6 protein-coding genes are annotated in these 7,960 nt (G+C 72.0%); 4 read left to right on the top strand and 2 right to left on the bottom strand.

Going from position 1 to position 7,960, the window contains the following annotated elements; genetic code table 11:
- Positions 1-24: 24 nt before the first annotated feature.
- The gene (locus R4I43_RS26225; protein ID WP_324268367.1) at positions 25-1,503 is read right to left on the bottom strand and encodes an NAD-dependent succinate-semialdehyde dehydrogenase; all 1,479 of its coding nucleotides are present in this window, start codon (positions 1,501-1,503) and stop codon (positions 25-27) included.
- A gap of 142 nt (positions 1,504-1,645) precedes the next feature.
- Between R4I43_RS26225 and R4I43_RS26220 the strand changes: the two genes are divergently transcribed.
- The gene (locus R4I43_RS26220; protein ID WP_324268366.1) at positions 1,646-2,902 is read left to right on the top strand and encodes an aspartate aminotransferase family protein; all 1,257 of its coding nucleotides are present in this window, start codon (positions 1,646-1,648) and stop codon (positions 2,900-2,902) included.
- A 178-nt stretch (positions 2,903-3,080) separates the two neighbouring features.
- Positions 3,081-4,208, top strand: coding sequence for an LCP family protein (locus tag R4I43_RS26215; RefSeq protein WP_324268365.1), 1,128 nt, complete (start codon positions 3,081-3,083; stop codon positions 4,206-4,208).
- A gap of 75 nt (positions 4,209-4,283) precedes the next feature.
- Here the strand turns inward: R4I43_RS26215 and R4I43_RS26210 are convergent, their stop codons facing one another.
- On the bottom strand, positions 4,284-5,039 hold the full coding sequence (locus R4I43_RS26210; protein WP_324268364.1) for a lysozyme: 756 nt from the start codon (positions 5,037-5,039) through the stop codon (positions 4,284-4,286).
- A 346-nt stretch (positions 5,040-5,385) separates the two neighbouring features.
- Between R4I43_RS26210 and R4I43_RS26205 the strand changes: the two genes are divergently transcribed.
- Positions 5,386-7,146 carry an ABC-ATPase domain-containing protein gene (locus R4I43_RS26205; protein ID WP_324268363.1) on the top strand — a complete coding sequence of 587 codons (1,761 nt, stop codon included), beginning with the start codon at positions 5,386-5,388 and terminating at the stop codon, positions 7,144-7,146.
- A 70-nt stretch (positions 7,147-7,216) separates the two neighbouring features.
- Positions 7,217-7,882 (top strand): phosphoribosyltransferase, encoded by a 666-nt coding sequence (locus R4I43_RS26200; protein ID WP_324268362.1) that lies wholly within the window; start codon positions 7,217-7,219, stop codon positions 7,880-7,882.
- The last annotated feature ends 78 nt before the right edge of the window (positions 7,883-7,960 follow it).

The raw sequence follows: 7,960 nt of genomic DNA, 5'->3' as shown, positions 1-7,960 counted from the left end.
CCCCCCCCCCCACATCAGCGTGTGTCACAGGCCGCCGATGGAGACGTACTTGGTTTCCAGGAATTCGTCGATGCCGAGCTTGCCGCCTTCGCGTCCCAGGCCGGAGGCCTTGACGCCGCCGAAGGGGGCGGCGGGGTTGGACACGATGCCCTGGTTGAGCCCGACCATGCCGGTGTCGAGTGCTTCGCTGACCCGCAGGCCGCGCTGCAGGTTCTGCGTGAACAGGTAGCTGACCAGGCCGTATTCGGTGTTGTTGGCCTTGGCGATGGCTTCGCGCTCGTCGGTGAAGGTGGTGATGGGCGCGACCGGGCCGAAGATCTCCTCGCTGGCCATGCGGGCCCCGTCGGGCACGCCGGTGAGCACGGTGGGGGTGTAGAAGTAGCCGTCGTCGCCGTGCTTGTCGCCGCCGGTGATGACCTGGGCGCCTTGGGCGATGGCGTCGGAGACCAGGTCGGTGACCTTGCCGAGCTGCTTGGCGTCGATGAGCGGGCCGACCTGGATGTCGTCGGAGACGCCGCGGCCGATGGTCAGCGCCGACATGCGTTCGGCGAGCTTGTCGGAGAAGGCCTGGGCGATGTCGGCGTGGACGTAGAAGCGGTTGGCGGCGGTGCAGGCTTCGCCGATGTTGCGCATCTTGGCCTGCATGGCGCCTTCCACGGCCGCGTCGAGGTCGGCGTCGTCGAAGACCAGGAAGGGTGCGTTGCCGCCGAGTTCGAGGGAGACCTTGAGGACCTGCTGGGCGGATTGCTCGATGAGGGTGCGGCCGACGTTGGTGGAGCCGGTGAACGACAGCTTGCGGGCGCGGGGGTCGCGGATCATCGGTTCCATGATCGCCCCGGCGTCGACGGAGGTGACGACGTTGAGCACGCCGTCGGGCAGGCCGGCTTCGCGCAGGATGTCGGCCAGGGCCAGCATCGACAGCGGGGTCTGGTGGGCGGGTTTGATCACCGAGGTGCAGCCCGCGGCGATGGCGGGGCCGATCTTGCGGGTGCCCATGGCCATCGGGAAGTTCCACGGGGTGATCAGCAGGGCCGGGCCGACGGGCTGGCGGGTGATCAGGAAGCGCCCGGCTCCGTTGGGCGGCACGGCGTAGTCGCCGCCGATGCGCACGGCTTCTTCGGCGAACCAGCGGAAGAACTCCGCGGCGTAGGTGATCTCGCCGCGGGCTTCGGGCAGGGGTTTGCCCATTTCCAGGGTCATCAGCAGGGCGAGGTCGTCGCGGCGTTCGATGATGATCTCGTAGGCCCGGCGCAGGATCTCGCCGCGTTCGCGCGGCGGGTGGGTGGCCCAGCCGGCTTGGGCGTCGTGGGCGGCGGCCAGCGCGGCCAGGGCGTCGTCGGGGGAGGCGTCGGCGACCTGGCAGAGGGTGGCGCCGGTGGCGGGGTCTTCGACGGCGAAGGTGCGCTCGCCGGTGGCGTCGCGCCACTTGCCCGCGATGAGCAGTTGCTTGGGGGCGGCCTCGACGACGGTCGCCTCGCGGGGGTGCGTTGGGGTGGTGGTCATCGCTGCGCGAACCCTCCTGGGTGTCGTCGGATCTTTGATTACCAACCTAGACCGCTTCGGTAGTGGACACCGGGCGCTGCTGATGGTTGCATGACTGCCTAGATTGTCAACAATCCTACATTCTGCACGCTTGGAGTCGATCATGACGGAGCTCTCCCCGGCGCTCAAGCAGGCGACCCCGGTGCTGGCCGCGCGCGGCGAAGGGGTCTACCTCTACGACGAAGCCGACCGCCGCTACCTGGACTTCACCGCTGGCATCGGCGTCACCAGCACCGGACACTGCCACCCGCGCGTGGTCGAGGCCGCCCAGCGCCAGGTGGGCACCCTCATCCACGGCCAGTACACGACCGTGATGCACAAGCCGCTGCTGGCGCTGACCGAACGGCTCGGCGACGTGCTGCCCGAAGGCCTCGACCGGGTCTTCTACGTCAACTCCGGTAGTGAAGCGGTTGAAGCCTCGGTGCGGTTGGCGCGACACGCCACCGGACGGGCCAACATCATCGCCTTCCAGGGTGGTTTCCACGGCCGCACGATGGGCGCGGCCGCCCTGACCACCTCCGGGGTGAAGGTGCGCGCCGGCATCGGACCGATGATGGGCGGGGTCGTGTTCACCCCGTTCCCCGAGACCTACCGCTGGCAGTGCTCGACCGAGCAGGCCGTGGACCGGGCGCTGGCGGAGTTCGACCAGCTGCTGTTGACCCAGACCTCCCCGCGCGACACCGCCGCGATCATCATCGAGCCCGTGCTCGGCGAAGGCGGCTACATCCCCGCGCCCCCGCAGTTCCTGGCCGGGCTGCGCGAGCGCGCCGATGCCCACGGCATCCTGCTCATCGTCGACGAGGTGCAAACCGGTGTCGGGCGCACCGGCCGCTTCTGGGGCCACGACCACGCCGGCATCCGCCCGGACATCCTCATCACCGCCAAGGGTCTGGCCAGCGGATTCCCCCTGTCGGCCATCGCCGCCGGCCAGGAGCTGATGAGCAAGGCCTGGCCGGGATCGCAGGGTGGCACCTACGGCGGCAACGCGGTGGCCGCCGCGGCGGCACTGGCCACCCTCGATGTCGTCGAGCAGGAAGGGCTGGTGGCCAACGCCGCCGAACAGGGCGCGCGGCTGGCCGAAGGGCTGCGCAAGGTCGCCGCCGACCACCCCGTCATCGGTGAGGTGCGCGGCCTGGGCCTGATGCTGGGCAACGAGTTCACCACCCCCGAGGGCACCCCGGACGCGGCCACCGCCGCCCGCGCCCACGCCGCCGCGGCCGACGCCGGGCTGCTGCTGCTGACCTGCGGGCCGGCCGGCAACGTGGTGCGCATGATCCCGCCGCTGATCGTCACCGCCGAGCAGGTCGACGCCGCGATCGAGCTGTGGGCCACCGCGGTGCGCTCGGCCGTGGCAAGCTAGGGCACGCGCCGCTGGTGGTGGGTGTGAGATCTCGCTCGCGCCCACCACCAGCACAAACCCGTGATCGCGGATTACTGTTCGATAGCGGCGGCCACCTGCGCGACGTGCTTCTGCAATGCTGCACGCCACACAGCGGCGCGTGCGGGACGCGTCGCCAACAACCGACGCAGGTGTGAGCATGAGCGACTGGTCGGCGGGCGGACCGCCGAGGCGAAGGCCGCAGGGCGGCGGCGACAGGTACGACTACTACCGCGGCGCCCAGCCCCCGCAGGGACGGCGCCCCGCGCCGCCACCACCCCCACCCGGGCGCCCGCGCGGCGACCGGCCCCACCCGCCGCCGCCGCGGCGGCGCAGGCCCAGCTGGGGCAAGCGCATCGGCGTCGGGCTGCTGGTGGTCGTGGTGCTGCTGGGGGCGCTGCTGTTCTACTTCGACAGCATGCTGCAGCGCACCGCCGCCCTGGAGTTCGAGGGCCCGGCCGCTGACTCGGCGGGCAGCAACTGGCTGCTGGTGGGCTCGGACTCGCGGGAAGGCCTCGACGAGGGGCAGCGCGAAGAGCTCTCCGCCGGCGATGCCGGTGGGCGCCGCACCGACTCGATGATGCTGGTGCACATCCCCAGCGGTGGCGGGCAGCCGGCGCTGATCAGCCTGCCGCGCGACTCCTACGTGTCCATTCCCGGCCACGGCAAGACCAAGCTGAACTCGGCGTTCTCCTTCGGCGGCCCGAAGCTGCTGGCCCAGACCGTGGAGCAGAACACCGGGGTGCACATCGACCACTACGCCGAGATCGGCTTCGGCGGGTTCGCCGACCTCGTCGACGCGGTGGGCGGGGTCGACATCTGCCTGGACAAGCCCATGGACGACAACATGGCCAACGTCCACCTGCCGCAGGGCTGCCAGGAGCTCGACGGCCCGCAGGCCCTCGGGTTCGTGCGCGCCCGCTACTCCCTCGACGGCGGCGACCTGGAACGCGCCGAGAACCAGCGCAAGCTGCTGGGCGCGCTGGTGGACAAGGGAACCAGCCCCGCCACCCTGATCAACCCGTTCCGGTTGTTCCCGCTGGCCTCCGGGGCGAGCAAGACCTTCCTGGTCAACGACTCCGACCACATCTGGCACCTGATGTCGCTGGCGCTGGCGATGGGCGACATCAGCGGCGGCAAGGGCGTGACCACCCAGGCGCCGTTCGGGCGCTTCGGCGAGGACTCCGACGGCGGATCGGTCATCGTCTGGGACAAGGAGAAGGCAGGCCAGATGTTCGACGCGATCAAGAACGACCAGCCCATCCCGCAGGAGCTGCTCGGCCCCTGACCCGGCCGCACCCGAAACAAGCGCGGGGCACCCACCTTCCGTTCGGTGGGTGCCCCGCGCTTTGGTCGTGCCGCCTCAGCCCGCGAACTGGTGGAGCTGGTGGACATCACCGTTGAAGGCGTCCTGACCACCCGGCAGCGGCCCGGTGTCGCTGTGCTGCCAGATCGAGTGGTAGGCCCAGCCCGCCGGCAGCGGCCCGATCTCCGGCGCGTAGCGGGCGATCCACAGCGGGTTGGCCGCCGCGAAGTTCGGGTTGGCGCCGGTGCAGCGGTTCCACCACGAGGTGGTGGTGTAGATGACCGGGGCCCGGCCCGTGCGCGCCTGGTAGGTGCCGGAGAAATCGGCGATCCACCGCGACATGCCCGCCGGGTCCAGCCCGTAGCAGATCTCGCCGTAGGGGTTGTGCTCGATGTCGAGCACCCCGGGCAGCGTGCCCGTGCCCGGCGCCCACGCCCCGCCGTTGTCGACGAAGAAGTGCGCCTGCACCGCGCCGGGCGAGCGATCGGGCAGCGCGAAGTGGTAGGCGCCGCGCACCATGCCCACCGACGCCGCACCGCGGGCCTGCCCGGTGAAGGCCGACGAGCGAAACCCGGTTCCCTCGGTGGCCTTGACGTAGGCGAACCGCGCCCCGTCGGCGTAGGCGCGCCCCCAGTCCACCTGGGGCTGGTGCCCGCTGACGTCCATGCCCGCCAGCGCACCCGCCGGCACCTGGCCCGAGCCGCGCTCATTCGAGCCCGCGCTGTAGCCGCTCCACGCCCCGTTGGGGTCGTGCGGATCCAGCCGCGGCGCCGCGGCCTGCGCCGGGCTCGCAGCGGCGGTCAGGGCGGTCACGGCGGCCAGTACTACCACCGAAGCCCTGCGGCGGGGCGCGGCTGCGCGGCGCCGGTCACGACCGGGCAGTCTGAACATGGCGGGCCTCCTCACTGGACACCGGCACACCCCAGGACAGGGGGTGCCGGTGCGAGAGCGAACGGGTGTCCGAAAAGGTCGTTAGACGGGTGATCTTGCGCGCGCGGGCCGAGGATAACCCGACCTCAACCCACCTGCCGGTTACCGACGCGCGAGTGTTTCGCATTTGCCGCCGATCGGGCTGCGCACGAGCGTCCACTGTGTGTCCACTGTGGCCTGGATCATCCCGGATTGGAGATTCTCCGCCTGCTGCGGTAGCCCTGTGGGCATGGCACAGCGATACGGCGGCCGGGGCGGTCCCCGGCGCAGCGGCCCCCGCACCACCGGCACCGCCCAGCAACGCGACCCCGCCGCCGCCCGCGGCCACGCCCAGCAGCTGCGGCAGGAACTGCGCGGCATGCACGGCGCCAGCTACGGCCGCTACAAGTCGCTGACCGGCTCCTGGCGCTTCGAGGGCTTCACCCTGCAGGTCCAGCGCGTCCAGCCCGACCCCTACGCCCCGGCCAGCCGCGTGCAGGTCACCGTCGAAGCCGACCGAGCAGGCGTGCCGCAGCAGCTGTGGGACAACCCCGTGCGAGCCCGCGGCCTGGCCGGCTACCTCGTGCGAGCCCTGCACCGCCAACTCGGCAAGAGCCGGCTGCGCGTGGACGCCGGGGGCCAGCAGGTCCTCGACCGCAGCTCCTGCCAGATCCACCAGGGCGCGGTGCAGGTGCGCATGGGCATCGACCTGCCCGGCCGGGGCCGCACCATCGACGGCCGCGCCGCCGAGCACACCCTGTGCGACGAACTGCCCGAGGCCGTCGACGCCGCCCTGCGCTGGACCGCCGCCGACCAGCAGGCCGTGCAGGAGTTCGTCGACTCCGTGGAGGACACCGACGCCCTGCGCAACGCCCTGCCCGAGCTCGGGCTGGTCGCCTTCGTCGCCGACGGGGCGATCCTGCCGCGCCGCAGCGGCATCGACAAACGACCCCTGCTCGAGGCCGTGCCGTTCCGCTCACCGGAGTCGATGCGGGTGAGCGTGTCGCTGCCGCACCGCGGCGAGATCACCGGCATGGGCGTCGGCGAAGGCATCACCCTGATCGTCGGCGGCGGATTCCACGGCAAGTCCACCCTGCTGCGCGCCCTGGAGAACGGGGTCTACGACCACGTGCCCGGCGACGGACGCGAACTCGTGGTGGCCCGGGCCGATGCGGTCAAGGTGCGCGCCGAGGACGGCAGGCGCGTGCACCGGGTGGATGTCAGCCCGTTCGTCTCGCACCTGCCCACCGGTGCCGACACCCGCGACTTCTCCACCGACAACGCCTCCGGGTCGACCTCGCAGGCCGCGGCGATCACCGAAGCGGTCGAGGCCGGGGCCGGGGTGCTGCTGGTCGACGAGGACACCGCGGCGACCAACCTGATGATCCGCGACGCCCGCATGCAGGCGCTGGTGGCCAAGGACGCCGAACCGCTGACCCCCTTCGTCGACCTCATCCGCCCCCTGCACGCCACCCACGGGGTCTCCACGGTGCTGGTCATGGGTGGCTCCGGTGACTACATGGACGTCGCCGACGCGGTGGTGATGCTCGATTCCTACCGGGCCCGCGATGTCACCGAGGCCGCCCGCGAGCTCTCCCAGGCCCGCCCCACCGGACGCCGCAGCGAAGCCGAGGGCTACCCGCCACTGCGGCACCGGGTGGTCGACCCGCGCTGCATCGCCACCGAGCGCCCCAAGATCCGCGCTCGCGGCACCGACGCGCTGACGGTGGGCGAGTCGACCGTCGAGCTGCGCGGCGTCGAGCAGATCGTTGATGCCTCCCAGGTCACCGGCATCGGGCTGGCGCTGGTGGGCTGTGCCAGGCGGGGCGTGCTCGACGGGCAGCGCAGCATCGCCGAGGTGGTCAAGATCCTGGCCGCCGAGTTCGCCGAACGCGGGGTGGAGGCGGTCGACGAGCGGTTCGCGGGTGATTTCGCCGTGCCCCGGCCGCTGGAGGTCGCCGCGGCGCTCAACCGGCTGCGGGCGCTGGCGGTGAGCGGTTTCGGCAGTTGAGATCGGTTTGCCGCCCCGTCCGTGGTGGGCACCCCGGAAGAGCACCCCCGATGTGGTGGGAGGCGTGCTGATGCCTCAGATGCGATCCCGCTTGCCGCGCGCGACCGGCTACGCCGATCGCGCCCACGCCGGCCAAGTCCTGGCTGGCCACCTGCACGGCGTGGACCTGCCCGAGCCCGTCGTGTTCGGCCTGGCTCGCGGTGGTGTGCCGGTGGCCGCCGAAGTGGCCCGCGCTCTGGAAGCCCCGCTGCGGGTGTGCGTGGCGCGCAAGATCGGCGCGCCTGGCCAGCCCGAACTGGCCCTCGGTGCGGTCACCGCGCACGGCCCGCCGGGCTACGACCACGACCTGGTGCGCGCCTTCGGGGTCAGCGACGAGGACCTCGCGGCGGCCTGCGAGCGCGAACGCGCCGAAGCCGCCCGCCGCGAGCGGCTCTACCACGGCGAGCCGGTCCAGCTGGCCGGGCGCGATGTGGTGCTGGTCGACGACGGGCTGGCCACCGGCGCCACCGCGCGGGCGGCACTGCGCGCGCTGGCGCAGGCCGGACCGCGTCACCTGGTGCTGGCCGTGCCGGTGGGTTCGCCGGAGTCGGTGCGGGCGCTGCGCGGCGAGGCCGATGTGGTGGTGTGCGTGCTGCAGCCGGTCGGGTTCGCCGCGGTCGGGCAGTGGTACCGCGATTTCGCCGCCACCAGCGATGAGGAGATCAACGACTTGCTCGCCGAGCTCGGCGAGCGCTGATCACCCACCGCGCCCTGGGCGTGCGCGGTCGGTGATCGGTGCTGGTGGCACCCGGTGGGGCTGGTGGTGCGGCCGGTG

It is taken from the genome of Saccharopolyspora mangrovi, from assembly GCF_035320975.1.
GTDB classification, from domain to species: Bacteria; Actinomycetota; Actinomycetes; order Mycobacteriales; family Pseudonocardiaceae; genus Saccharopolyspora; species Saccharopolyspora mangrovi.
Note: the sequence above shows the minus strand (reverse complement) of the source record. Positions and strands in the feature narration are given on the sequence as shown.